This is a genomic window from Paracoccus contaminans (genome assembly GCF_002105555.1).
Taxonomy (GTDB): domain Bacteria; phylum Pseudomonadota; class Alphaproteobacteria; order Rhodobacterales; family Rhodobacteraceae; genus Paracoccus; species Paracoccus contaminans.
Genome location: NZ_CP020612.1, coordinates 722,216 through 747,168, shown reverse-complemented (window position 1 = coordinate 747,168; position 24,953 = coordinate 722,216). Strand labels below are relative to the sequence as shown.

Genomic DNA, 24,953 nt, shown 5'->3' with positions numbered 1-24,953 from the left:
AGAATGGCCCCGGCATGCGGAAGAACGCGCCCCCGCCCGGATCATTCTTCTGCATGGCAATATCCCGGGGTCCGGGGCAGGGCCCCGGTCCGGCGGCTCAGTCCGGGACCAGCATGTAGCCCGCCCCGCGCACCGTCTGAAGATAGCGCGGCTCGCGCGGGTCGGGTTCGATCTTGCGGCGCAGGCGGGTGATCTGCACGTCGATGGCCCGTTCCGAATTCTCGCCCCCCTCGTCGGGATCGCGGCCCAGCTCCTCGATCAGGGCGGGCCGGCCGACCGCCTCGCCGGGGGTTTCGGCCAGCCGGCGCATCAGCGTCTGTTCGCTGCCGGTCAGGCGGACCAGGGTTTCGCCCTGCCACAGCTCGCCCTTGGCGGTGTCATAGCGCATCGCGCCCAGCGTCAGGAACTTGGGGCCGCGCGGCTCGGCCGCGGGCACGCGGCGCAGGATCGCGGCGATCCTCAGCAGCAGCTCGCGCGGCTCGAACGGCTTGGGCAGATAGTCGTCCGCGCCCGATTCCAGCCCCGTGATGCGGTCGTCGGTGCCGCCCTTGGCCGTCAGCAGCAGCACCGGGGTCTCGCTGCGCCGCCGCAGATCGCGGGTCAGGGAAAACCCGTCCTCGCCCGGCATCATCACGTCCAGCACGATCAGGTCGAAATCCAGCCCCGCCAGCAGCCGCCGCGCCTGCGCCGCGTCACGGGCGGTGGTGACCAGATAGCCGCTGCGGACCAGAAAGCGGCGCAGCAGCGTGCGGATGCGGTCGTCGTCATCAACGATCAGCAGATGCGTTTCGGGGCCTTGCGCGGCATGAGCGGTCATCCGCGCACCCGCAGCGCGGTTCCCTCGGCCGCGACATCGCGCAGGGCCTGAAACTGGGCGCGCATGTCGCGGTCCATCATCGCCTCGAGTACCTGCCGGAAGCCCGCCACCGCCTGCGGCCCGGCGGCGCGGTAGGCAGCCTTCATCCGCGATCGCTGCGCCTCGGTCAGACGGCGTTCCAGCGCCGCGCCCCTGTCAGTCAGCGTCAGCAGCCGCTCGCGCCGGTCGCGCCGCCCGACACGGCTGTCCACCAGCCCGTCCTCGATCAGCGTGCGCAGGACGCGGTTCAGCGACTGCTTGGTCACCCCCAGCACGTCCAGCAGCGCCGTCACGGTCAGGCCGGGGTCGCGGCCGATGAAATGCAGCGCCCGGTGATGGGCGCGGCCATAGCCGATTTCCGCAAGGATCAGGTCGGGATCGGCGGTGAAGGCGCGATAGGCGAAATACATCGCCTCGATCCCCCGCCTGATCTGTTCGTCGGTCAGGAACAGCAGGCTCTCGCCCCCTGCCGGTCCTGTCAGGCCGTCTCTCGATCCGCTGCGCTGCATCCCGTCCCCGTCGTGGTCTGCGGCCAAGGATAGGGCAGGCATGTTGACTTTCCAAGAATCAATCTCTACCGCTGGGTTCGCCGGCGCAACTTTCTGACCGCTTGAGAGGATGCCGACGAAACATTCGAAATGAACGCGGCCAAGGGACTGTCATGGCACAGAGCTACGAGGATCGGGACGGCAAGATCTGGATGGATGGGGAACTGGTGGACTGGCGGGACGCGCGCGTGCACATCCTGACCCACGCCCTTCACTATGCCAGCGCCGTGTTCGAGGGCGAGCGCTGCTATGACGGCAAGATCTTCAAGACCCGCGAGCATGCCGAGCGGCTGCTGAAATCGGGCGAACTGATCGACATGGAGATCCCCTGGACGGCCGACCAGATCGTCGCCGCCAAGGAGGAGGTGCTGCGCGCCAACGGCTTCACCAACGCCTATGTGCGCGCCATCGCCTTTCGCGGCGCGGGGCCGGACATGGGGGTGGCGGCCAGCCACAACCCGGTGCGGCTGGCGATCTGCACCTGGGAATGGGGCAGCTATTACGGCGATGCCAAGTGGCAGGGCGCGAAACTTGACATCAGCAAGTGGAAGCGGCCCAGCCCCGAGACGATCCCGGCCGAGGCCAAGGCGGCGGGCCTTTACATGATCTGCACCATGTCCAAGCACGCGGCGGAAAAGAAGGGCTGCTCGGACGCGCTGTTCATGGACTATCGCGGCTATGTGGCCGAGGCGACGGGCGCCAACGTGTTCTTCGTCAAGGATGGCGAGATTCACACGCCGCTGGCCGACGCCTTCCTGAACGGCATCACCCGGCAGACGGTGATCCAGATGTGCAAGGACCAGGGGATGGTCGTGCATGAGCGCCATATCCTGCCCGAGGAGGTCGCGGAGTTCCAGGAATGTTTCCTGACCGGCTCGGCCGCCGAGGTCACGCCGGTCGCGCAGATCGGGGACGAGTGGCATTTCCAGGTCGGGGCCACCACCCGCGGGATCGCCGAAAGCTATGAGGCGCTGGTCCGGGCGTGACCGTTGCGGCGGGGGCTTCGCGCCCCCGCGCCCCCGCGGGATATTTTCATGCAGAAGAAGCACCCGCCGCCGCCCGCGTTGAACGGCGGCGGCGGGTGATTATCTAGGCGGACATGGCTGAAACAACCGTCTCTGTCCTGCCCTCGATCGCCTCGGTCCCCGCTGCCGAATGGGACGGATGCGGCGCGGGGGGCGATCCCTTCACCACGCACCGCTTTCTTGCGGCGCTTGAGGAATCGGGGTCAGTCGGCAAGGGCACCGGCTGGCATCCCAGCCATCTGGTCGCCCGCATCGGGGGGGCGGTCGCCGGCGTCGCGCCGCTCTATGTCAAGACGCACAGCCAGGGCGAATACATCTTTGACCATCCCTGGGCCGACGCCTATCAGCGGGCCGGCGGGCGCTATTACCCCAAGCTGCAATGCGCCGTGCCCTTCACCCCCGCCAGCGGCAGCCGCCTGATCGCGGCCGATCCCCAGGTGCAGGCGGCCCTGCTGGCGGCGATGGAGCATGTGGCGGGCAAGGCCGGGCTGTCCTCGGCCCATGTCACCTTCTGCACCGCGGCCGAACGCGCGCTGGGCGAGGAACAGGGCTGGCTGGGCCGGACGACGACGCAGTATCACTGGCAGAACGCCGGATATGGCAGCTATGACGATTTCCTCGCCGTCCTGTCCAGCCGCAAGCGCAAGGCGCTGCGCAAGGAACGCGAAAGGGCGAATGCCTTTGGCGGGCGCATCGTCAGCCTGCGCGGCGACGACATCCGCCCCGAACACTGGGACGCGATGTGGGCCTTTTATCAGGACACCGGCGGGCGCAAATGGGGGCGCCCCTATCTGACGCGCGCCTTTTTCGACGCGCTGCACCGGACCATGCGCAACGACTGCCTGCTGATCATGGCCGAACGCGGCGGCGTTCCCGTCGCGGGGGCGCTGAACCTGATCGGGCGCGATGCCCTCTATGGCCGCTATTGGGGCTGTATCGAGGACCATCCGTTCCTGCATTTCGAGCTGTGCTATCACCGCGCGATCGATTGGGCGATCGCGCATGGCCTTGGGCGCGTCGAGGCGGGCGCGCAGGGCGAACACAAGCTGGCGCGCGGCTATCTGCCGGCCCAGACCCATTCGATCCACTGGGTTGCCGATCCGGGCTTTCGCCGCGCCCTGAGCGGCTACCTTGACGAGGAGATCGCCGCGGTGGGCGACGACATGGCCGAGACGGCGGCCTTCGGCCCCTATCGGCGCGGGCCGCAGCAGATGGTATTTTAGATAAATGCCGGCCGGCTGACGGCACCGGGCTTACCAGCCGTTAATCCTTGGCCGGCAACAACGATCCGGGATGTGGCAGGGATCGGGCAGACAGCAGATGACAGCCTTCCAGTTCGTCGGGACGATCGTCCGGGGCCGTGTTGCCAATATGACCGACCTGACCCTTGGCCAGGTCGGGGGGCAGATCGTTCTGCTGGGCAGCACCGCCCATGGCGGCGGGATGAGCCGCTGGCGCGTGACGGATGCCGACTCGGCCGCAAGGCTGGTGGCGAATTACGACTACCCCGACCGCCTGACCCATATGGCAGAGCCGCAGGCGGTCCTGCTGTATCGGCCCGGGGGCGGGGTCACGATGATGGCTGCCGGTCTTTACGGCGCGGCCGAGCTTGCAAGCCAGATCAGGCCGAACAGCGGCATTGTCGAAAAGGATGTTCCCCTGATCCGGTCGCATCTGCCGCGCGACCTGCTGGATGCGGGCAGCCTTTCCAGCGCCGGCGGGCAGTCCTTCGTCTGGACGACCCGGCATGAGCGGGCAGAGCTGTCGCTGTGGAAGCAGGCCGCGGACGGCACGCTGGGCGCGCCGGTCACGGCCCCCGTCCTGCCGGGGCTGGTGCGCGGCGCGCAGATCGACAGCGTTTCGACCATCCGCATCGGCGCGACCGATCTGATCCTGTCGGCATCGACGCGCGGCAATTACATTGCCGCCCATGTCGTCGGCCCCGATGGCCAGCTCTCGCCCGGACGATTCGTCAGCGGGGCGCGGGGCACCGGCTTCAACGGGCCGCGTGACATCGCGGCCGTCGAGGTCGAGGGCAAATACTATGCCATCGTCAGTTCGGCCTTCAGTTCGTCCCTGACCACGGCCCGCATCGTGCCGGGGGGCGGGCTTGTCCCGGTGGATCATGTCGTCGACGAACGCACCACCCGCTTTCAGTCGGCTACGGTGATGGAGGTGGCGCAGGTCGCCGGGCGGACTTTCATCATCGTGGGGGGGCTGATGACGGGCTGAGCCTGTTCACGCTGACGCCCGACGGGCGGCTGGTGCATCTGGACAGCATTGCCGATGAACAGGGCAGGTCGCTTGCGGATGTATCGGCGCTGGCGGTGCGCGAGATCGGCGGCAAGATCGTCGTCTTTGCCGCCTCCGCCACCGAATCCGGGGTCAGCCAGTTCTGGATCGACCCCGGCCGCATCGGGGTGACGCGCCATGTCGCCGAAGGCGCCCATGTCGGCACGGACGGAAACGACCTGATTCAGGGCGGGCTGAACACGACGCGGATTGATGGCGGGCCGGGGGACGACATCCTGATCGGCGGAACGCGCCCGCTGTCGCTGGCGGGGGGGCGGGGGGCCGATGTCTTCATGCCGACGCCCGTGAAGGGCGTGGTGACGATCCGCGATTTCGAGGCGGGGACGGACCGGCTGGACCTGTCGATGATGGGCATGATCCGGTCCACCTATCAGCTGCGCTTTGTGCGCCAGTCCTGGGGCATCACCATCCAGGCCGGCGAAACCCGCATCGACGTGCACCGGAGCGGCGGCGGCAGGCTGAGCGCGGAGATGTTCACCGACGCGATGTTCCCCATCGCCCATTACCAGCCGCCGGACGTGCGCTCGACCATCCTGGGGACCGGGGTGGCCGATGTGCTGCGGGCCGACGAGGGCGGATCGTTCATCTATGGCTTCACCGGCAACGACACGATCTTCGGCAGCCAGCTTGAGGATTACGTCCTTGGCGGGGCGGGCCACGACCGGATCACCACCCAGGACGGCGAGGACACGATCTGGAGCGGGAACGGCAACGATTTCATCATGGCCGGCGGGATGAACGACACCGTCCTGGCCGGAAACGATCACGACACGGTCATGGGCGAGGGCGGGAACGACCTGATGGCCGGCCAGGCCGGCAATGACCTGATCATCGGCGGTGCGGGCGATGACCGGATCAATGCCGGGGCGGGCGATGACTTTCTGTCGGGCGACGACGGGAACGACCGCCTGTTCGGCTTTGCCGGCAATGACCGGATGGTCGGCGGCGCGGGCGACGACATCATGCTGGACCTGGACGGCGACAACGTCTTTCGGGATAGCAGCGGGAACAACATGATGTTCGGCGGCGCCGGCCGCGACCGGATGTTCGCCGGCACCGGCAGGGACACGATGCGATCGGGCGCGGGCGACGACTTTCTGGCGGGCGGTGCGGGAAACGACAACATGATGTCGGGCGCGGGCAACGATATCGTGCTGGGCGAGGCGGGCGATGACCTGATCCTGGGCGTCGGCGGCCGCGACTGGCTGCATGGCGGGGCCGGCAACGACACGATCTGGGGCGGGGACGAGGCCGACCGCCTGGCGGGTGGCGAGGGGCGCGACGTGCTGATGGGCGAGGCCGGCAACGATGTCGTGCTGGGCGGCGCCGGCAACGACACGGCCCGCGGCCACGGCGGCAACGACAAGCTGTTCATGGGCGATGGCGACGACCGGGCGCTGGGCGGGACCGGCGCGGACACGATCGTGGGGGACGAGGGCAACGACATCCTTCTGGGCGAAGGGGGCGCCGACATCATCGTGGGGGGCGGCGGGAACGACACCGTGGATGGCGGCTGGGACAATGATGATCTGTGGGGCAATGGCGGGAACGACTTTCTTTCCGGCGGCGGCGGCGCCGACCGCCTGCGCGGCGGGATGGGGCAGGACAGCCTGTCGGGGGGCGATGAGGCGGACAGTCTCAACGGGCAGGCAGGTGACGATCTGCTGGCGGGGGATGGGGGCGATGACCAGCTGATCGGCGACTGGGGCGCCGATACCCTGAACGGATGCGAGGGCAACGATGTCCTAGCGGGGGGCGGCGACGGCGACGTTCTGACGGGCGGCGTCGGGCTGGACCAGCTGATCGGGGGGGACGGGGCCGATGTCTTCGTGTTCCTGGGCGTGGGCGATGCCTCCGGCGGGGCCGACACGATCAGCGACTTCGTTCACGGGACAGACCGGATCGACCTGTCGGCGCTGGGGATCGCCGCGGTTGCCGGGGCCGGGCGGCTGACGGGCGTGCCGATGCAGCTCGCCTGGCTGGCGGACGGGGATGGCATGCGCGTCGTGGTGGACGCCGACGGCGATCGAAGGGCGGATCTCGTGATCCGCGTCGAGGGCGCCAAGGCCCTTGGGGCGGACGATTTCATTTTGTGAAACTGATGCTTGCGGCGCCTATGGACCTTGGCCCCCGCTTTGCCTAGCGTCCGTGCAGACCAGACGGACAGCCCCGATGAGACAGCAAAGCATGGACCGTGATTTCGTCAGCATCGCCAGCACCCTGACCGAGGCGCTGCCCTATATGCAGCGTTATGCGGGCGCGGTCGTGGTCGTCAAGTTCGGCGGCAACGCCATGGGCGACGACGAGGCGATGGCCGAATTCGCCCGCGACATCGTGTTGATGAAGCAGGTCGGCATCCACCCGGTCGTCGTCCACGGCGGGGGGCCGATGATCAACGAGCTGCTGGAGCGGCTGGGCATCGAAAGCCGCTTTGTCCGCGGCAAGCGCGTCACCACCAAGGAGGCCGTCCAGGTGGTCGAGATGGTCCTGTCGGGCCTTGTGAACAAGCGCATCGTGCAGGCCATCAACGACGCGGGCGGGCGCGCGATCGGGATTTCGGGCAAGGACGATGACCTGATGGTCTGCGAGGTGGACGACCCCGAACTGGGCTTTGTCGGCCGCCCGGTCGAGATGAATGTCCAGATCATCCGTGATCTTTACGCGGCGGGGCTGATCCCGGTGATCGCGCCGGTGGCGACGGGCATGGCCGACAACGAGACCTTCAACGTCAACGGCGACACGGCTGCGGGGGCGATCGCCGGGGCGTTGCGGGCCGATCGTCTGCTGCTGCTGACCGATGTGGCGGGGGTCAAGGATGGCTCGGGGCAGGTGATGACGCAGATCCATCCCGACCAGATCTGCGGCATGATCGAGGACGGCACGATTGCCGGCGGCATGATCCCCAAGACCGAAACGGCCCTCAAGGCGCTGGAGGAGGGGGTGCGCGCGGTGGTGATCCTGGATGGCCGGGTGCCGCATGCCGCCATGCTGGAACTGTTCACCGAACAAGGCGCGGGCAGCCTGATCCGCTCTACCGAGCCGCGCGTCAAGCCGCATGGGCTGCGGCAGGGGGATAGCGGGCTGTAACTGCTTTGGGCCTTGCCGATCGATGCTTGCCGGGCGCGAATCGCGGTGGCAGTCTGGGCGGGCATAGCCGCGGAAAGGACGAGGATGACACCGCCGGGATACTGCCGCCTGATTCTGACGCGCCATGCAAAGTCTGACTGGGACGATCCGTCCCTTCCTGACGAGGCCCGCCCCCTGAACGAACGCGGGCGGCGTTCGGCGCGCGCCTTGGGCGACTGGCTGGCAAGCCGCGGGCATGACCCCGAGGAGGTGCTCTGCTCGCCCGCCCGCCGCACGGTCGAGACCTGGGAAAGGATGGCGGGCGCCGTGTTCGAGACGCGCCCGGCGCTGCGGCTGGAACAGGCGCTCTATCATGCCACGCCCGAAACGATGCTTGAGGTCTTGCGCAGCGCAAGGGCGCCGACGGTGATGATGATCGGCCACAATCCCGGCATTGCCGCCTTTGCCGCGATGCTGCCGGCCAGGCCGCCGCTTTCCCCCGAATTCCGCCGCTTTCCCACCGCCGCGACGCTGGTCGTGGATTTCCAGGCCGATGGCTGGGCCGACATCCGGCCCGGACAGGGCAGCATGCTTGATTTCGTGCGCCTTGACGGCCGCGGCTGACCGCGGCCTTTTTGCGCTTTTCATGACCTGCCTGTGACCTGTTGATCGCAGCATCGCGCGATCTGCGGCGGTGACGCGGCTTTGAATTGCAAAGGGCGCAATCGCGCCTATCTGCTCGGCCCCATGACCACGCCGGTTGCCCAACAGCCGCTGACGGCCGACAGGACAGGAGACGACAGGATGACCCGCAACACCCCACGCGACCTCGGCAGGCGCCGCTTTCTGGCCGCCTCGGTCGGCCTGGGCGCAGCCTCGCTGGCCGGTGCCGCCGCCGCGCAGGCGACCGATCCCTATTCGGGCCAGACGCTTGAACGGACGGGTCCGGCAGGGGCGACGCCCGATGCGGGTGTGGTGCAATATGATACGTCGGACACCCGGCGCAACCAGTCGAGCTTTCGCATGCATGACTGGCAGCAGTATTTCGACAACCTGAACAACGGCGCGATCCTCGTCGATCTGACCTCGCGTGCGCTCAGCTTCTGGTCCGAGGACCAGTCGGTGTTCCGCTTGTATCCCACCTCGATCCCGGTCAGCGACGACCTGACCCGCCGCGGCCGCACCGAAATCATCAAGAAGGTCGAAGGCCCCACCTGGTCGCCCACGCCCGAGATGAAAAGGCGCAATCCCGACTGGCCCGATTTCGTCCCTGCCGGCCCGGACAATCCGCTGGGCACGCATGCCCTGTGGCTCAGCTGGCAATATTACCGCATCCACGGCACGCATGACACGCGCAAGATCGGGCGCAAGTCCTCGAACGGGTGCGTGGGGCTGTATAACGAGCATATCAAGGAACTCTATGGCCTGACCAAGATCGGCACGCAGGTGCTGCTGATCTGAGCGGCCGCAGAGGGGGCGCGCCGACCAGCCCCGGGGGCAGGGGCGGACGGGGCCGGCATGCCGGCCCGCACAAGGGCAGCGCCGCGCAGGCCGATCGGCACGGGCGCCGCGCCAGGCCGCCCCCAAGGCAGCGCCGCCCAGCCCAGGAGCAGCGCCGACGCCCACAGGGGCAAGCGCCGCCGAGCACAAGAGCAGCGCCGACGCTTACGGGGGCAGCGCCGCCCAGCACAAGAGCGAGGCAAGACGGGCCGGCCTTCCTGTTTGCACCGCGCGGGGCGACGCGTTGTCCGCCCCTTTTACCCAAGGCATGCGGACAGGGGGGATGACCTAGTCCGCTTTCCGCCCCTCGGGCCTGCCCGGTCCCGCAAGGACGGGGGCGGGGCGCAGATGCTCGACCAGCAGCGCCGAGACATCGTCCTGCCGCTCTCCGGACGAGAACTCGGACACCGACCAGCACATCGATTCCAGCAGGCCGAAGCCTGACAGGGGGGCATTCAGTTGCAGGATGGTGTTCAGCCCTTCCTCGCCCAGCAGCATGCCGCGGGCGCTGGCGGCATCCGTGATCCCGTCCGACACGATCAGCAGCCTGTCGCCGCTGCCCAGCGTCAGGGCGGTTTCCTCGAACCGGGCGTCGGGCAGCACGCCCACCGGCAGCCCGCCCTGGCCTACCGTCTCGATCGCGCCGCCCCGGCGCTGGACGACGGGGTGGGGATGGCCGGCTTGGACCAGTCGCACATGCCCGCTGGGCAGGTCGAGCCGCCCATAGACCAGGGTGACATAGCTGTCGGTATGGACAGCGTCGATCATCTGGTCGTTCAGCGCCCGCACCACCTGCGCCGGTGTCAGCGAGGTATCCTGCGACAGCGCCTCGATCTGGGTGACGACGCGCGCGGTCATCAGCGCGGCCGCGACCCCGTGCCCGGAGACGTCGATGGCGTGCAGCGCCACGGTGCGTTCGTCGATCTGGTGATAACCCACCAGGTCGCCCCCGATCAGCCCTGCCGGCCGCATCAGCAGCGATACGCGGATGGGACCGAAGCTGCGCTGTCTTTCGCGGATCATGGCCAGCTGCAGCTTGCGCGCCTCGCGCAGATCGGCGTTGATCTGGTCCTGCGCCGCGCTCAGCCGGTCGAGGGCGCTGCGCAGCTGGGCATTGGCCGCCGACAGCGTATCCTGCATGTCCAGCACGCGCTCGGCCGCGCTGAGCCGGGCCAGCAGTTCGGCCCCGGCGATGGGCTTGGTCAGGAAATCGTCCGCGCCGGCCTGCATGCCTTCGGTCACGTCGGCGCTGTCATGGCGGGGCGTCAGCAGGATGAAGAATCCATAGCTGTTGCGGGACAGGCCGCGATGGCCGCGGCACAGGTCAAGGCCGCTGATCCCGTCCAGCAGCCAGTCCGACAGGATGATGTCCGGCTCTGCCTCACGGCACAGGCGCAGGGCGGTAGTGCCGTCCGCCGCCTCGATCACCCGATAGCCGGCGCGTTCCAGCTGAAGGCGCAGCAACTGGCGATGCGCCCGGCTGCCATCGGCCAGCAGCACCAGGCGCGCCCGCGCCCGTGCGGGGGGCGCAGCATGCGGCTTGTCTGTCCGGGAACGATTCAGCTCGGGCATGACCGAGCCTTAGCGGGCGCGCATGAATGACGGGTTAACGCCGATCATTTGAACTGTTCAGGCTTTGTCAACGCGCCCGCGCTAGGCCACAGTCGTGCAAAGCTGGAGAGCGGGATGATCGACTGGAGGCGCGTGGCGGCCGTGCGCCACGAGGTCGGAGAGGCTGAGTTCCGGCCCATCATCGAAATGTTCCTTGATGAAATAGAAGGCGCGATCATGGGGATCGCCGCTTCAGACGCCGCCGGTGGGCTGGCCGGCGATGCTGCCAGCCTGCGCCACGCCCTGCAATTCATGAAGGGCTGCGCGCTCAATATCGGGCTGACCGCGCTGTGCCAGACCTGCGACGCGTGGGAGGCGATGCTGCTGCAGGGCAGGCAGGCATCGCTGCGGACCCAAACCCTGATGGAAAGCTATGCCGCGTCCAAGCGGGCACTGATGCGCGACATCGAGGCAAGGACGGCGCATCAGGACACGGGCGCCGCCTGACGGCGCGATCAGATCAGGAATTCGGACAGGACCGCGTCCCCGGTGATGTCGCGCCAGTCAAAGCCCGCGACCGCCAGCCGCGCGGACAGCGATTCCAGATGATCGGGGCTGGTCGTTTCGATCCCGATCAGGACCGAGCCGAAATTGCGCGCCGACTTCTTGAGATATTCGAACCGCGCGATATCGTCGTCGGGGCCGAGCAGGCCCAGGAATTCACGCAACGCGCCGGGCCGCTGGGGCAGGCGCAGGATGAAATATTTCTTCAGCCCGGCCCAGCGCTGGGCGCGTTCGCGCACCTCGGGCAGGCGCTCGAAATCGAAATTCCCGCCAGAGCAGACACAGACGACGCGCCGTCCCTCCAGCATGCCCCGCGCCGCCAGATCGCGCAGCGCGTCGATGGCCAGCGCCCCGGCCGGTTCCAGCACGATGCCTTCGACATTCAGCATCTGGATGATGGTCGCGCTGATCCGGTCCTCGGGCACGGCCAGCACATCGGCGGGGCTGAACCGCGACAGCTGGGCAAAGGGCAAGGCCCCGATCCGCGCCACCGCCGCCCCGTCCACGAAGCTGTCCACCCGCGGCAGGGTGACGGGCGCGCCCGCCTGCAGCGCCGCGGCCAGGCTGGCTCCGCCGGCCGGCTCGACAAAGGTGAATTCCGTCCGGGGCGCCAGATCGCCCAGGCAGCGTGTCACGCCCGCGGCCAGCCCGCCGCCCCCGACCGGCAGCACCACCCGGTCCGGCGCCCCGTCCATCTGCGCCAGCAGCTCGAGCGCCACCGTGGCCTGCCCCTCGATCACATGGGGATCGTCGAAGGGCGACAGGAACACCGCGCCCTGCTGGACGGTAAAGTCCTGCGCCGCCTTGAGGGTCTGGTCGAAATAATCCCCCGTCAGCACGATCTCGACCGCATCGCCCCCGAAGATCCGCGTCTTGTCGATCTTCTGGCGCGGCGTCGTCACCGGCATGAAGATCGTGCCCCGCGCGCCGAAATGGCGGCAGGCAAAGGCGACCCCCTGGGCATGGTTGCCCGCGCTGGCGCAGACGAAATGCGCGCCCGGACCAGCCTTTGCATGATGCATCGCGGTGAAGGCGCCGCGCAGCTTGTAGCTGCGCACGGGGGTCAGATCCTCGCGCTTGAGCCAGATATCCGCATCATACAGCGCAGACAGATGGTCGTTGCGCTGAAGCGGGGTCGGGTCGAACAGCGCGCGCAGCGCCGCACCGGCGGCGGCGACAGAGTCGGTGAATGCGGTCATGGGAACGACTTGGGCAAAACCGCGCCATTTGGCAAGCGCCGCCCGTCCCGCCCCGTCCGAAAGGCCGTCCGAAAGGCCGCCCCAAGCGCCCGCCCGCAGGCGCCCCCGCAGCCGCCGGGGCGCTGCGCCGCTTTCTCTTGTGAGCCTGCCCGAAAGGCCATAATCCGTCCCGGTCAAGGAAAGGGGACTGCAGATGACCGCCGCACCGAAAAAAGTCGTTCTCGCCTATTCCGGGGGGCTGGACACCTCGATCATCCTGAAATGGCTGCAGGCGGAATACGGCTGCGAGGTCATCACCTTCACCGCCGATCTCGGCCAGGGCGAGGAGCTGGAGCCCGCGCGGGCCAAGGCCGAGCTGCTGGGCATCAAGCCCGAGAACATCCATATCGAGGATGTGCGCGAGGAATTCGTGCGCGACTATGTCTTCCCGATGTTCCGCGCCAATGCCGTTTATGAGGGGCTGTATCTGCTGGGCACCTCGATCGCCCGCCCGCTGATCGCCAAGCGGCTGGTCGAGCTGGCGCACCAGCACGGCGCCGATGCTGTGGCCCACGGCGCGACCGGCAAGGGCAACGACCAGGTCCGGTTCGAGCTGTCTGCCTATGCGCTCGATCCGTCGATCAAGGTCATCGCGCCCTGGCGCCTGTGGGATCTGACCAGCCGCACCAAGCTGATCGAGTTCGCCGAAGCGAACCAGATCCCGATCGCCAAGGACAAGCGCGGCGAGGCGCCCTTCAGCGTGGACGCGAACCTGCTGCACACCTCGTCCGAGGGCAAGGCGCTGGAAAACCCCGCCGAGGAGGCGCCCGATTACGTCTATGCCCGCACCGTCAGCCCCGAGGACGCGCCCGACACGCCTGAATATATCGAGATCACCTTTGAAAAGGGCGACGCGGTGGCGATCAACGGGCAGGCGATGTCGCCCGCCACGCTGCTGACCGCGCTGAACGACCATGGCCGCAAGCACGGCATCGGGCGGCTGGATTTCGTGGAAAACCGGTTTGTCGGGATGAAGTCGCGCGGCATCTATGAAACGCCCGGCGGCACCATCCTGCTGGAAGCGCATCGGGGAATCGAGCAGATCACGCTGGACAGCGGCTCGGGCCATCTCAAGGACAGCCTGATGCCGCGCTATGCCGAGCTGATCTATAACGGCTTCTGGTTCAGCCCCGAACGCGAGATGCTGCAGGCGCTGATCGACAAGTCGCAGGACTATGTCTCGGGCACGGTGCGGCTCAAGCTATACAAGGGCAGCGCCAACACCGTCGGGCGCTGGTCTGACATGAGCCTTTATTCCGAGGCGCATGTGACGTTCGAGGATGACGCCGGCGCCTATGACCAGAAGGACGCCGCCGGCTTCATCCGTCTGAACGCGCTGCGGCTGAAGCTGATCGGCAACCGCAACGCGCGGGTGAAGTAGGCGCGGCTGCGGGCTGCGCGCCGGCGCCGCCCGCGACCCCGGGGGATCACGATGCACCAGCATGCCTCTGCCATCATCTGGACAGGCAACCGCGGGCAGGGGACGGCCAGTTATCGCGGCTATGACCGGACCTGGGACATCGCGGTGCCCGGCAAGCCGGTCATCCACTGTTCCAACGACCCGCTGCTGGGCGGTGACCCCGGCAAGATGAACCCCGAGGATCTGCTGTTGTCGGCCTTGTCGGCCTGCCACATGCTATGGTTCCTGCACTACGCCGCCGATGCCGCCATCGTGGTCACGGCCTATGAGGATTGCCCGCTGGGCATCGCCGAGGCCGGTCCCGGCGGCGCGGGCCGCTTTCTGGGCGCAACGCTGCGCCCGCGGATCACCGTCGCGGCCGGCACCGACATCGCCGCCGCCGCGGCGATCCACCACCGCATCCCCGAGGTATGCTTCATCGCGCGTTCGGTGAACTTCCCGGTCGATCACCAGCCCCGCTTCGTGATCGCCTGACCGCCGGCGCCGACCGCTTGCGGCGCACCCGAACGGGGCCGCCGGCCCGGCCGCTCGGTGCTTGCAGGACGGCGCGCGATGGCCTATCAACCCTTCACCTCACGGCGGCGGGTTGGCGGAGAGGTTACGCAGCGGATTGCAAATCCGTGAAGACCGGTTCGATTCCGGTACCCGCCTCCACATTCTCCCTTTCGCATGCGGCTGGATTTCGGCGCCCTTGGCGGCCCGCTTGGGGTTCATGTCTGCGCCGCGGGTCATGCGCGGGGCCTGCCATGCGCCATCAGCCCTCCTCGTTTGCGCCTGGGCATGATCGGCCCGCCCCATCCGGCTGGATTACTGTTGGCACGCCATATGCGCCAGCCAAGATGGGCCGTTCCGCTGCGATCGGAAGGGCAAGGCAAAAGGCATGGTCCCCTGACCGGATCATCGCGGCGGAGGCGGGCCGCTGCGGCATGGTGCTTGGCCAGGCACGCGCCCCCAGTGCCGCTGCGCCGCATGATGCGGCCGGGCAGTCCTGGCGCATTTGCCTTGGGCCGTGGGGCCAAGGCGGTGCTGTCAGCCTCGCCTTGATTCCTGCCGGGGCGCGGTTCAGCACGTCGGGCCAGAAAAACACAGGGGCCGAACCATCCGCTGCCTGAGGAATTGAGCGCCTGCCCTTGCGCAGGATCTCGGCTGCGGGTCCGGGCCGCGCTGCGCGGCATGGCATGGGCGCATGCGCCGCGCCGCCGGGTTTCCCGCGGCGGCATGGCGTGCCCGTGCCGGGTTTTCCGTTGTTCCGGGCCGGCCTTCCCGTCTAGACCGCATTGCGTGGCGGTTGATCTGCAAGAGGTTTCGGGCATGTGGAACGGTTTCATCTGTCGGCCTTGCCGCCCGGCCGGGGCTGCCCCCGGGGCGCTGGCCGCCACCATCCCTGCCTGATCCCGTGACGGATCGCGCCAGCCTGGTGCTGTATCGCAGCCTGACGCGCCTGGCCGGGGCCGCGGCCCGGCCCGCAGCCCCCCTTGATCCGGCCCTGCGCGAGCGGCTGGCGCTGGATGAGCTGCCCCGCATGCCGGGTGCGATCTGGGTTCATGCGGCCAGCGTGGGCGAGCTGAATTCGGCCCGGCTGATCATCACGGCGCTGGCCGCGGCGCGGCCGGTGCTGGTCACGGCGAACAGCCGCACGGGCCGGGCCTTGGCGCGCGGCTGGGGCCTGGCGGCGCGGCTGGCGCCCCTCGACGCGCCGCAGGCCGTGGCGCGGTTTCTGGATGCCCTTCGGCCGGTGCTGGCGGTGACGGTGGAAAACGAGATCTGGCCGAGCCGCAGCGCCGCCCTGCGCGCGCGAGGGATCGGGCAGGCGGTGATCGGCGCGCGGATGTCGGCGCGCTCGGCCCGGCGCTGGGCGCGCGCGCGCGGGCTGATCGCCCCGGTGCTGGGCGGGATCGACCTGCTGTCGGCCCAGGACGCGGCCACCGAAGGGCGGCTGATCGGGCTTGGCCTGCGGGCCGGGGCGCTGGCCCCGCGCACCAATCTCAAGCTGATGGGGCCCGCGCGGATGATCCCCCCCCTGACGGCCCGGAGAGGGGAGAGGTCTGGCTCGCCGCCTCGACCCATCCGGGCGAGGATGAGGCGGCGCTTGACGCCCATCTGGCGCTGCGGCAGCGCCGTCCGGGCGCAAGGCTGGTCCTGGCGCCGCGCCATCCGCGGCGGGCCGATGCGGTTGCGGCGATGATTGCAGCGCGCGGCCTGACGATGGCCCGGCGTGGCCAGGATCAGGGCGAGGGGTCTTGGGGCGGTGCGGCTGTCCTGCTGATCGACCGGCTGGGCGTGATGGAGCGCGCCTATGCGGCCGCCGGCATCTGCATGGTGGGCGGCTCGCTGACCGACCGCGGCGGGCATACCCCGTGGGAGCCTGCGGCCTTCCGCTGCGCCCTGCTCCATGGCCCCCATGTCGCCAATTTCGCCGATGACTATGCCGCGCTGGGCGCGGCCGGGGGGGCGGTGCAGGTTTCGGCGGACGGGCTGGCCGGGCAGGTGGGCGCGCTGATGGATGCGCCTGTGCGGCGCATGGCGATGGGCGCCGCCGCGCGCGCCGCGCTGATGGCCGCTGCCCCTGATCCGGGGGCGCTGGTCGCGGCGCTGCTGTCGCTGGCAGCGGAGGGGCCGCTTGAACCGGCGGCGGGCGGCCCCGATATTGGCGGGTCGAAGGGGGACGCCGGATGATCCGTTATGCGCTGCGTTGCAAGCTGGGGCACGATTTCGACGGCTGGTTCCGGTCGGCGGACGGGTTCGATTCCCTGTGCGCCGCCGGGCAGGTGCGCTGTTCGGTGTGCGGCTCGGCCCAGATCGCCAAGGCACCGATGGCCCCTGCCATTCCCGCGCGTGACGAGCCGGCGGCGCGGGCGCTGGACGCCCCGGCCAGCCCGGCCGAACAGGCGCTGGCGGAACTGCGCCGCCGGGTCGAGGCGAATTCGGATTATGTGGGCGACGCCTTTGCCGCGCAGGCCCGCGCCATGCACGAGGGCGATATGCCGCACCGGGCGATCCACGGCGAGGCCCGCGTCGAGGATGCCCGGCGCCTGATCGAGGACGGCGTTCCCGTCGCTCCGCTGCCGTTCATGCCGCGCCGCAAGCTGTCCTGACGGACGGGGGCGCAGGGCGCGCCCCTTGCCCCCGCGATGCGCCTGCCCTATCAGCCCCCGGTCAACCCGGCGCTGGAGGCTTGCCATGCCGCTTCTGGTCATGAAATTCGGCGGCACATCGGTGGCCGATCTGGACCGTATCGCCAACGCTGCCCGCAAGGTGCAGCGCGAGGTCGAACGCGGCTATCAGGTCATCGTCATCGTCAGCGCCATGTCGGGCCGCACCAACGAACTGGTCGGCTGGGTCGAGGGCACCTCGCGCCTTTATGACGCGCGCGAATATGATGCGGTCGTCGCCTCGGGCGAGAATGTCACCGCCGGGCTGATGGCGCTGCGCCTGCAGGAAATGGGCGTGCCCGCCCGCAGCTGGCAGGGCTGGCAGGTGCCCATCAACACCACCGCCCAGCACGGCAGCGCCCGGTTCGTGTCGATCCCGCGGGGCAACATCGACGCCAAATTCGCCGAAGGGATGAAGGTCGCGGTCGTCGCGGGGTTTCAGGGTGTCGCGCCGGACGGGCGCATCACCACGCTGGGCCGCGGCGGGTCGGACACCACCGCCGTCGCCTTTGCCGCCGCCTTCGGCGCCGAACGCTGCGACATCTATACCGATGTGGACGGCGTCTATACGACCGATCCGCGCATCAGCGGCAAGGCCCGCAAGCTGGACCGCATCGCCTTCGAGGAGATGCTGGAACTGGCCAGCCTCGGCGCCAAGGTGCTGCAGACGCGCTCGGTCGAACTGGCGATGCGCTATAACGTGCGCCTGCGGGTGCTGTCGTCCTTCGAGGACACCGACGATACCAGCGGCACGCTGGTCTGTGCTGAGGATGAGATCATGGAATCCAAGGTCGTTTCGGGCGTTGCCTATTCGCGCGACGAGGCCAAGATCACGCTGGTGACGGTCGAGGATCGGCCCGGCATTTCCGCCGCCATCTTTGCGCCCCTGGCCGAGGCGGGCGTCAACGTTGACATGATCGTCCAGAACATCTCGGAACGCGATTACGAGGATCACCCCGGCGCGGTCACCGACATGACCTTTTCCTGCCCGATCAACCAGGTCGAACGCGCCCGCAAGGCGATGGAGGATGCCCGCGCCGCCGGCCGCATCGCCTATGACGATCTTGCCGTGGATACCGAGGTGGCCAAGGTGTCGGTGGTCGGGATCGGGATGCGGTCCCATACGGGGGTCGCGGCACGCATGTTCCGCGCGCTGGCTGACGAGAACATCAACATCAAGGTCATCGCCACCAGCGAGATCAAGATTTCGGTCCTGATCGACCGCAAGTATATGGAACTGGCCGTGCAGGCGCTGCATGATGCCTTCGAGCTTGAGAAAGCCTGATCCGGGCGGCCCGCACCGGCATCGGTGAGGGCCGGGAAGGGGGCTGGGGATCATGCCGGAAAGCCTGGAAAGCGAATCGCGCAAGCTGCTGGGCCGGCTGCGTGACACGCTTGCCGCGCCGGGCGACGGACAGGCGCGGCTGGACCGCATCACCCATCACATCGCCGATTCGATGCGCTCGAATGTGTGTTCGGTCTATCTGTTCCGCGATCCCGACACGCTGGAGCTGTGCGCAAGCTGCGGCTTGCGCCCGGAATCGGTCCACCGCACCCGGCTGCGCCTGGGCGAGGGGCTGGTCGGCCGTGTCGCGCGCACGGGCCGGCCCATCAATACGGCCGATGCGCCCTCGCAGGCCGGTTTCCGCTACATGCCCGAAACGGGCGAGGAGGTGTTCCCCTCGTTCCTGGGCGTGCCGATCCGGCGCGTGGGCGAGCGGCTGGGCGTGCTGGTCGTGCAGTCGCGCGAGGCGCGCGAATATTCCGAGGACGAGATCTACGGGCTTGAGGTCGTGGCGATGGTCCTGGCCGAGATGGCCGAACTGGGCGCCTTCGTCGGCAACGAGGCCCATCCCCTGACCCACCGCTTTCCCGCCGTCTTTCGCGGCACCGGCGGGCAGGAGGGCGCGGCCGAAGGGCAGGTCTGGCTGCACGAGCCGCGCGTGGTCATCACCAATCCCGTCGGCGACGACCCGGCCAAGGAACGCGCGCGCCTGACCGAGGCCGTCGCCGTGCTGCGCGACACCGTCGAGCAGATGGTCGCCAGCGCCGAGATGGGCGGCGGCGAGGGCGAGGCGGTGCTGGAAGCCTACCGGATGTTCGCCAATTCGCGCAGCTGGCTGCGCCGGATGGAGGAAGACATCGACTTGGGCCTTTCGGCCGAGGCGGCGGTCGAGAAGGAACAGTCGCAGACCCGCGCGCGGCTGGAAAGCGCGGCCGATCCCTATCTGCGCGACCGGCTGCACGATCTGGACGATCTGTCCAACCGCCTGCTGCGCATCCTGACGGGGCAGGGCAAGGATACCGGCGGGACGATGCCGGCCAATCCGATCCTGGTGGCGCGCAATATCGGGCCGGCCGAGCTGCTGGATTATGGCCGCAGCCTGCGGGGCGTGGTGCTCGAGGACGGTTCGGTCGGCAGCCACGCGGCGGTGGTCGCGCGGGCGCTGGCGATCCCGCTGGTGATCCATGCCGCCCGCATCCGGTCCGAGGCGCTGAACGGCGATCCCATCCTGATCGATGGGGATGCCGGGATCGTCCATCTGCGTCCCGAGGATTCCGTTGCCGCCGCCTTTCGCGACAAGATCGCCATGCAGGCCGAGGCGCAGGAACGCTATGCCGGGCTGCGCGCCCTGCCGGCGACCGCGCAATGCGGCACGACGGTGCGGCTGTTCATGAATGCCGGGCTGATGGCCGACCTGCCCAGCATCGACAGCTCGGGCGCCGAAGGGGTGGGGCTGTTCCGCACCGAGCTGCAATTCCTGACCCGGCCCCGCGTTCCCCGGCGCAGCGAGCTGGCCGGCCTTTATGCGCGGGTGATCGAGAATGCGCGCGGCAAGCCCGTGGTGTTCCGCACGCTCGATATCGGATCGGACAAGGTCCTGCCCTACATGAAGCGCCTGGACGAGCCGAACCCGGCGATGGGCTGGCGCGCGATCCGCGTCGGGCTGGACAAGAAGGGCGTGCTTCAGATGCAGTTGCAGGCGCTGATCCGCGCCAGCGCCGGGCGTCCGCTCAACGTGATGTTCCCCTTCATCGCCGACCAGGACGAATTCGCCCAGGGGCGCGCCATGCTGGTCGAGCAGATCGGGCGCGAGGCGCAGATGGGCCGCCCGGTCCCCGCCGAGCTGCGCGTGGGCGCGATGCTGGAAACCCCTTCGCTGGCCTTCGCCCCGCCCGCCTTTTTCCGGCAATGCGATTTCGTGTCGATCGGGGGCAACGATCTCAAGCAGTTCTTCTATGCCGCGGACCGCGAGAACGAGCGTGTCCGCCGCCGCTATGACACGCTGTCCACGCCGTTCCTGGACCTGATCGGCATGATCGTGGACCGCTGCGGCCAGGCGGGCGTGCCGCTGAGCTTTTGCGGCGAGGATGCCGGCCGGCCGGTCGAGGCGGCGGTGTTCGCCGCCCTGGGCCTGCGGCAGCTGTCGATGCGGCCCGCCTCGATCGGGCCGGTCAAGTCGCTGATCCGCCGCATCGACCTAGCCGCCCTGCGCGTCGCGATCGACGCGGCGCGCGCGGAAGGGGCGACGAACCTGCGCCCGGCCGTGACCGCCTTCCTGGCCGCGTCGGGCGCGCAGGTCTGACGGTCAGTGACCCGTCCTGCCGCAGTCCTGCAGGGCCTTGCCCATCGCCCGGATCATCGCGGGATAGCGGCCCGGACCGGCGGGAACATCCCCGCCCAGCGGGTCGATGACGACCGTGGGGATCTTGTGCCCGCCAAGGGCGGCGCCCAGCAGGTCGGGATCGAACTGCGGCTCGGCCAGCACGCAGCTGACCTGGCGGGCATCCATGGCGTCGCGCAGCGTGGCGATCCGCCGCGGTCCGGGCGTGGCCGCATCGCTGGCCGACACCGATCCTGCCGCGCCGATCCCGAAGCGGTGTTCCAGATACTGGAACGCATCATGAAAGGCCAGGAACCGCACATCGCCCAGCGGGCGCAGCGCCGCTGCGGTGTCCGCCTCGGCGGCGTCGATCTCGGCCACCGCCGCATCGGCATTGGCCCGATAGCGGGCCGCATTCGCGGGGTCGATCCGGGACAGTTCGGCCGCCATCGCGCGCGTCCAGGCCTTGCCGTTCTCGGGGTCCAGCCAGGCATGGGGGTCGATGCCCCCAGGCTCGTGATGATGGCCGTGGTGATCGCCGCCGTGATCGCCGCCGTGATCCCCGCCATGATCCTCGTGGTCATCCCCGCCGCCGTGATGGTGGTCGTGATCCTCGTCCGGCAGTTCGAATGTCGCGCCCTCGCGGTTGGTCAGGGTCTGCGTTCCCGCCGCGCCCAGCAGCCTGACATGCACCGCCTTGGGCGCCAGCGTTTCCACCGGCCGCACCAGCCATGGCGACAGTTCGGGCCCGACGAAGAACACCACCTGCGCCTTTTCCAGCGCCGCCGCCTCCGAGGGCTTGAGCGCATATTCATGGGGCGACGCGCCCGGCCGGACCAGCAGCGCGGGTTCGCCCACGCCCTCCATCACCCGCGCGGCCAGGGCCTGCACGGGCAGGATGTCCGTCACGACCTGCGGCGCGCCCGCTGCCCCCAGGGTGGGAACCAGCGCGGCCAGCGCCGCGAGGAAAAGCCTTGCCATCGGATCTGCTCCTTTCCAAACTCTGCCGGGATCGTTATAGTATAACATCCCTGGCCGCAACCGGATCGAACGCCCATGCATGACCATGCCTGCTGCATCGCCGACGCGCTGTCGCATCTCGAGGCGCACTGCGCCGCGAACGGGCTTCAGCTTACCCCGGTGCGCCGGCGCGTGATGGACATCCTGCTTGAACAGCACCGCGCCCTCGGCGCCTACGACATCCTGGCGCGCCTGCGGGACGAAGGGCTGGGCAGCCAACCCCCTGTGGTCTATCGCGCCCTTGATTTCCTGGTCCGCGCCGGGTTCGTCCACCGGGTCGAGACGCTGAACGCCTTTGTCGCCTGCTCGCGCTCGGGCGCGGGGCATGCGCCGGCCTTTCTGATCTGCCGCAACTGCCGCACCGTCATCGAAACGCCGGCCGAGCCATCAGCCGGCGTTCTGGCCGGCGCCGCGCAAGAGGCCGGCTTTGCCATCGAAACCGCCGTCAGCGAGGCCGAGGGCCTGTGCGCGCAGTGCCTTGGCAGCGCGGCATGAGCGCGGGCGAGCTGCTGGTCAGCCTGCATGATGCAGGGGTGACGCTGGGCGGCCAGCGCATCCTGCACGGCATCGACCTTGTCGTCCGGCGCGGCGAGATCATCACCGTCCTGGGTCCGAACGGGTCGGGCAAGACGACCCTGATGCGCGTGATCCTGGGGGTGATCCGGCCCTCGGCGGGGCGGTTGGAGCGTGCCGCAGGGCTGCGCATGGCCTATGTGCCCCAGCGCCTGTCCGTGGACCCGCTGCTGCCGATCACGGCGGCGCGCTTTCTGGACCTGCCGCAGCGCCGGGGCAGGGGGGCGGTCGCGGCGGCGCTGGACCGGGCCGAACTGGGCGCGGCGGCTGACCGGCCCCTTGCCGCCCTGTCGGGCGGACAGATGCAGCGGCTGCTGCTGGCGCGGGCGCTGCTGGGCGCGCCCGATCTGCTGATCCTGGACGAGGGAACCGCCGGCCTCGACCAGCCGGGGATCGCCGCCTATTACGACCGTATCGCCCATGTGCGGGCGGAAACGGGCTGCGCTGTGCTGATGGTCAGCCACGACCTTCAGATCGTCATGCGCGCATCCGACCGCGTCATCTGCCTGAACGGGCACATCTGCTGCCAGGGCACGCCCGAATCGGTTTCGCTGTCCCCCGCCTATCGCGCCCTGTCGGGGCCGGCCGGGTCGGTTCTGGGGCTTTACCGCCATCACCACGATCACGTCCATGCCGACGGGATCGCCGAACCGGCCCAGGGGGGGCTGCGCTGATGCTGGACGGCTTCATGATCCGCGCGGCCTGTGCGGGGGTGGGGGTGGCGCTTGCCTGTGCGCCGCTGGGCTGCTTTGTCGCTTGGCGGCGGATGGCCTATTACGGCGATGCGACGGCGCATGCCGCGCTGCTGGGCGTGGCGCTGTCGCTGGCGCTGGACCTGCCGCTGACGCCCGCGATCGTGGGGGTGGCCCTGACGATGGCCGCCGCCGTCTCGGGGCTGAGCGGGCGCCAATCGGCCGACGCCATGCTGGGGGTGCTGTCCCATGCGGCGCTGGCCGCCGGATTGGTGGCGGTGTCCTTCCTGCAGGGCGTGCGCAGCGACCTGAGCGCCTGGCTGTTCGGCGATCTGCTGTCCGTCACCCGGTCCGATCTGGTGGTGATCTGGCTGGGGGCAGGCGCTGTGATCCTGCTGATCGGCTGGCGCTGGTCGCGGCTGATCCTGGCGACGCTTTCGCCCGAAATGGCCGTCGCCGACCGGATCGACCCCCGGCGCGAGCAATGGGCGCTGAACATCGCGCTTGCGCTGGTCGTCGCGGTCGGCATCCGCATCGTCGGCGCGCTGCTGATCAGCGCCATGCTCATCATCCCCGCCGCGGCCGCGCGGCCCCTGTCGCGCAGCCCCGAGGCGATGGTTGCGCTGACCGCCCTGGCCGGCGTTGCCGCGACCCTGGGCGGCCTTGGCGCCGCCTGGCGCCTTGATACGCCCTCAGGGCCGACGATCATCTGCGCCGCGGCGGCGCTGTTCGCGCTGGGCACGGCGGCAGGCGCGATCCGGCAGGCCGTGCAGCGCGGCGCCCGCGCCGGGCAGGGCTGAAGGGCCGCAAAGGACCGGAAGGCAAGGCGCAGGGCCAACCCTTGGCAAATCGGCAGCAGGGCTTGGAGAAAAGGCCGCCGAGGACGGGCTTGCCCATCCCGCCGCCCGATGCCCCCATCGCGCCGTGGGCCGTGGCTGCACGCAAGGGGGATAATGGCGGACCCGGCGCGCATGGAGCAGGCAAGCCAAATCGACCGCTTGCGCTGTCAAGCTGCCCTGGCGAGGCTACCGATCCTCCCACACCCGCGCTACCCCGTGCGGGATCGTGTCGAAAAAAGGGCGGGCGGTGCCGATGGGGCATCCCCATGCAAAGCGCCTGCGCGGCCCGATAATGCGGGCCGGCTTGCGCATCCCGACGGGCGATCACCGGGCGCATCACGGCGGCCCGGCCAGGTGCGCGGGGTGATGCACCCGCAATCCAGATGCGTTTCCTGCAAGCTGGGGCCGCTGTGCTGATCTGAGGCGGATCAGCCTCGACCGGGTTTGACGCAGTCCGGCACTTGCTGATAACCAACGGCGCCCGGCCCATGCCGCGCGATGCCGGGATGATCCATGCAGATCGAGACCTTCTTTCCCTATCGCCTGGCCGTCACGGCCGAGACGTTCTCGCGCCAGCTGATCGGTGTCTATCGCCAGAAATACGGCCTGACGCGCGAGGAATGGCGGATGCTGTTCCTGCTGGACGATGCCGGCGTGATCGACTCCGTCACGCTGGCGCAGCGCACCTCGCTGGACAAGGTGCAGGTCAGCCGCGCCGCCTCGCGGCTTGAGGAAAAGGGCCTGCTGACCCGCGACGTGCTGGACGCCGACCGGCGCCTGCGCCGCTATGCCATCACCCCCGCCGGGCGCGAGACGTTCCGCGCCGCATTCGCCGAGGTCGAGGCTCGGGCCGAGCTGGTGCTGGGCAAGCTGTCGCCCGAGCAAAGGGCGGGCCTGATCAGCGCCATCGAGGCGCTGAGCGAGGCTGTCACGGCGCTGGGACAGCCCGAGGATTGCAGCGCCGAGGACGACGAGGCCTGCTGATCGCCCC

The 24,953-nt window shown here is 69.2% G+C and carries 24 protein-coding genes and 1 tRNA gene; 20 read left to right on the top strand and 5 right to left on the bottom strand.

The features are described from left to right. Window positions 1-97: 97 nt before the first annotated feature. Together B0A89_RS03585 and B0A89_RS03580 are read right to left on the bottom strand one after the other, a co-directional pair. On the bottom strand, window positions 98-817 hold the full coding sequence (locus B0A89_RS03585; protein WP_085376957.1) for a response regulator: 720 nt from the start codon (window positions 815-817) through the stop codon (window positions 98-100). After that, window positions 814-1,365 (bottom strand): MarR family winged helix-turn-helix transcriptional regulator, encoded by a 552-nt coding sequence (locus tag B0A89_RS03580; protein ID WP_085376956.1) that lies wholly within the window; start codon window positions 1,363-1,365, stop codon window positions 814-816. Before B0A89_RS03580 ends, B0A89_RS03585 begins: the two co-directional genes overlap by 4 nt. Window positions 1,366-1,517: 152 nt before the next feature. Between B0A89_RS03580 and B0A89_RS03575 the strand changes: the two genes are divergently transcribed. The 7 genes from B0A89_RS03575 (at window position 1,518) to B0A89_RS03545 (ending at window position 9,269) form a co-directional block, all read left to right on the top strand. After that, complete coding sequence (locus B0A89_RS03575) at window positions 1,518-2,390, top strand: branched-chain amino acid aminotransferase (protein ID WP_085376955.1); 873 nt, start codon at window positions 1,518-1,520, stop codon at window positions 2,388-2,390. Window positions 2,391-2,503: 113 nt separating this feature from the next. After that, window positions 2,504-3,652: a GNAT family N-acetyltransferase gene (locus tag B0A89_RS03570; RefSeq protein WP_085376954.1), complete on the top strand. Its 1,149-nt coding sequence runs from the start codon at window positions 2,504-2,506 to the stop codon at window positions 3,650-3,652. Between the two features lie 97 nt (window positions 3,653-3,749). Next, complete coding sequence (locus tag B0A89_RS03565; RefSeq protein ID WP_157115230.1) at window positions 3,750-4,661, top strand: hypothetical protein; 912 nt, start codon at window positions 3,750-3,752, stop codon at window positions 4,659-4,661. A 32-nt stretch (window positions 4,662-4,693) separates the two neighbouring features. Beyond that, complete coding sequence (locus tag B0A89_RS03560; protein ID WP_085376952.1) at window positions 4,694-6,838, top strand: calcium-binding protein; 2,145 nt, start codon at window positions 4,694-4,696, stop codon at window positions 6,836-6,838. A 91-nt stretch (window positions 6,839-6,929) separates the two neighbouring features. After that, entirely contained in the window at window positions 6,930-7,829 is a 900-nt protein-coding gene (gene argB, locus B0A89_RS03555; RefSeq protein ID WP_085376951.1) for an acetylglutamate kinase, read from the top strand. 84 nt (window positions 7,830-7,913) lie between these two features. Then, on the top strand, window positions 7,914-8,432 hold the full coding sequence (locus B0A89_RS03550) for a SixA phosphatase family protein (RefSeq protein ID WP_085376950.1): 519 nt from the start codon (window positions 7,914-7,916) through the stop codon (window positions 8,430-8,432). Between the two features lie 180 nt (window positions 8,433-8,612). Further along, window positions 8,613-9,269, top strand: coding sequence for a L,D-transpeptidase (locus tag B0A89_RS03545; RefSeq protein WP_085376949.1), 657 nt, complete (start codon window positions 8,613-8,615; stop codon window positions 9,267-9,269). 327 nt (window positions 9,270-9,596) lie between these two features. On the opposite strand, the gene B0A89_RS03540 is transcribed toward B0A89_RS03545, so the two are convergent. Further along, window positions 9,597-10,880, bottom strand: coding sequence for a PP2C family protein-serine/threonine phosphatase (locus B0A89_RS03540; protein ID WP_085376948.1), 1,284 nt, complete (start codon window positions 10,878-10,880; stop codon window positions 9,597-9,599). A 114-nt stretch (window positions 10,881-10,994) separates the two neighbouring features. On the opposite strand from B0A89_RS03540, the gene B0A89_RS03535 reads away from it, so the two are divergent. After that, a complete protein-coding gene (locus B0A89_RS03535; RefSeq protein WP_085376947.1) occupies window positions 10,995-11,366 on the top strand; it encodes an Hpt domain-containing protein in 372 nt (123 codons plus the stop codon). An 8-nt stretch (window positions 11,367-11,374) separates the two neighbouring features. Here the strand turns inward: B0A89_RS03535 and ilvA are convergent, their stop codons facing one another. Further along, window positions 11,375-12,622, bottom strand: coding sequence for a threonine ammonia-lyase IlvA (ilvA, locus tag B0A89_RS03530; RefSeq protein ID WP_085376946.1), 1,248 nt, complete (start codon window positions 12,620-12,622; stop codon window positions 11,375-11,377). A 193-nt stretch (window positions 12,623-12,815) separates the two neighbouring features. On the opposite strand from ilvA, the gene B0A89_RS03525 reads away from it, so the two are divergent. From B0A89_RS03525 to ptsP, 8 genes are all read left to right on the top strand, one after another. Further along, window positions 12,816-14,042, top strand: a complete 1,227-nt coding sequence (locus tag B0A89_RS03525; RefSeq protein WP_085376945.1) for an argininosuccinate synthase — start codon at window positions 12,816-12,818, stop codon at window positions 14,040-14,042. A 51-nt stretch (window positions 14,043-14,093) separates the two neighbouring features. Then, window positions 14,094-14,555, top strand: a complete 462-nt coding sequence (locus tag B0A89_RS03520) for an OsmC family protein (RefSeq protein WP_085376944.1) — start codon at window positions 14,094-14,096, stop codon at window positions 14,553-14,555. A gap of 106 nt (window positions 14,556-14,661) precedes the next feature. Beyond that, window positions 14,662-14,735 (top strand) — tRNA-Cys (locus tag B0A89_RS03515). A gap of 742 nt (window positions 14,736-15,477) precedes the next feature. Next, complete coding sequence (locus B0A89_RS15060) at window positions 15,478-16,266, top strand: 3-deoxy-D-manno-octulosonic acid transferase (protein ID WP_240558625.1); 789 nt, start codon at window positions 15,478-15,480, stop codon at window positions 16,264-16,266. Window positions 16,267-16,286: 20 nt separating this feature from the next. Next, window positions 16,287-16,757, top strand: coding sequence for a hypothetical protein (locus tag B0A89_RS15055; protein ID WP_240558624.1), 471 nt, complete (start codon window positions 16,287-16,289; stop codon window positions 16,755-16,757). Further along, window positions 16,754-17,176 (top strand): DUF1178 family protein, encoded by a 423-nt coding sequence (locus B0A89_RS03505; protein ID WP_085376943.1) that lies wholly within the window; start codon window positions 16,754-16,756, stop codon window positions 17,174-17,176. The genes B0A89_RS15055 and B0A89_RS03505 overlap by 4 nt, the downstream gene beginning before the upstream one ends. 85 nt (window positions 17,177-17,261) lie before the next feature. After that, the gene (locus B0A89_RS03500) at window positions 17,262-18,518 is read left to right on the top strand and encodes an aspartate kinase (RefSeq protein ID WP_085376942.1); all 1,257 of its coding nucleotides are present in this window, start codon (window positions 17,262-17,264) and stop codon (window positions 18,516-18,518) included. Window positions 18,519-18,570: 52 nt separating this feature from the next. After that, entirely contained in the window at window positions 18,571-20,820 is a 2,250-nt protein-coding gene (gene ptsP / locus B0A89_RS03495; RefSeq protein ID WP_085376941.1) for a phosphoenolpyruvate--protein phosphotransferase, read from the top strand. Between the two features lie 3 nt (window positions 20,821-20,823). Here the strand turns inward: ptsP and B0A89_RS03490 are convergent, their stop codons facing one another. Continuing rightward, window positions 20,824-21,819 (bottom strand): zinc ABC transporter substrate-binding protein, encoded by a 996-nt coding sequence (locus B0A89_RS03490; RefSeq protein WP_085376940.1) that lies wholly within the window; start codon window positions 21,817-21,819, stop codon window positions 20,824-20,826. Between the two features lie 75 nt (window positions 21,820-21,894). Here B0A89_RS03490 and B0A89_RS03485 point away from each other — a divergent pair, with 75 nt between their 5' ends. The 4 genes from B0A89_RS03485 to B0A89_RS03470 all read left to right on the top strand — a co-directional run bounded on the left by B0A89_RS03485 (window position 21,895) and on the right by B0A89_RS03470 (window position 24,946). Continuing rightward, the gene (locus tag B0A89_RS03485; protein ID WP_085376939.1) at window positions 21,895-22,353 is read left to right on the top strand and encodes a Fur family transcriptional regulator; all 459 of its coding nucleotides are present in this window, start codon (window positions 21,895-21,897) and stop codon (window positions 22,351-22,353) included. Continuing rightward, the gene (locus B0A89_RS03480; protein ID WP_085376938.1) at window positions 22,350-23,105 is read left to right on the top strand and encodes an ATP-binding cassette domain-containing protein; all 756 of its coding nucleotides are present in this window, start codon (window positions 22,350-22,352) and stop codon (window positions 23,103-23,105) included. The genes B0A89_RS03485 and B0A89_RS03480 overlap by 4 nt, the downstream gene beginning before the upstream one ends. Further along, a complete protein-coding gene (locus B0A89_RS03475; RefSeq protein ID WP_085376937.1) occupies window positions 23,105-23,923 on the top strand; it encodes a metal ABC transporter permease in 819 nt (272 codons plus the stop codon). The genes B0A89_RS03480 and B0A89_RS03475 overlap by 1 nt, the downstream gene beginning before the upstream one ends. Before the next feature lie 552 nt (window positions 23,924-24,475). Further along, window positions 24,476-24,946 carry a MarR family winged helix-turn-helix transcriptional regulator gene (locus B0A89_RS03470; protein ID WP_085376936.1) on the top strand — a complete coding sequence of 157 codons (471 nt, stop codon included), beginning with the start codon at window positions 24,476-24,478 and terminating at the stop codon, window positions 24,944-24,946. Window positions 24,947-24,953 lie beyond the last annotated feature (7 nt).